Raw genomic sequence first — 693 nt, 5'->3', positions numbered from 1 at the left:
TTGCCGTAGAACTCCGGCGAGGTGTCGACGTTGTGATTGTAGAAGTCGAGTCCAGCCTCAAAGAGCTGTATGGCCTGGTTCGGGGTCAGCATGCCGAGCGTGACGCAGGTTTCCATTCCAAGACCTTTGACCGCGCTAACCATATAGCAGACCTGATCGAGATCGCGGTCTTTTGGACTGCGCCAGGCCGCGGCCATGCAGAAGCGGCTCGCGCCGGCATCTTTGGCGCGCTGTGCGCTGGCGACCACATCGGCGCAATCCATCAGGCGGGTCGCTTTCAGACCGGTCTGGTAATGCGCGCTCTGGGAGCAGTAGCCGCAATCTTCCGGACAGCCGCCGGTCTTGATGCTGAGCAGGCTTGCGGTTTCGACATGGTTTGGATCGAAGTTGTCGCGATGAACGCTCTGCGCCTGAAACATCAGGTCGGCAAACGGCAGGCTATAGAGCGCTTGGGCCTCGGGGCGCTCCCAGTTACTGCGAACCTGTGCGCCGTTTCTACTGTCGTTCCGTTCTACTCTCCGAGAGGCAATCATTAAGACTTGCGTTCCCATCCATGATTGATCATAGATAATACTCGTGATTATCTATGATCGTTGATCTTCGTCTTGATGCTAACCCACGCCGCCTGCGAACGCACCCGCTTTTTTGATAGATAATCTATGATGACCGACGGCGAGAGTACGACCGTTGCCT

Annotated in this window: 1 protein-coding gene; it reads right to left on the bottom strand. The window is 56.6% G+C overall.

Annotated elements, in window-relative coordinates; genetic code table 11:
* The coding region (locus IVB13_RS27445; RefSeq protein WP_346732287.1) for a radical SAM protein at window positions 1-533 on the bottom strand (533 nt) is incomplete at its 3' end.
* Between the last annotated feature and the right edge of the window lie 160 nt (window positions 534-693).

The sequence above is a fragment of the Bradyrhizobium sp. 17 genome, assembly GCF_023073515.1.
In the GTDB taxonomy this organism is placed as follows: domain Bacteria; phylum Pseudomonadota; class Alphaproteobacteria; order Rhizobiales; family Xanthobacteraceae; genus Bradyrhizobium; species Bradyrhizobium canariense_D.
The sequence above is the reverse complement of the archived record's forward strand: the minus strand, read 5'-3'. Positions and strand labels throughout refer to the sequence as shown.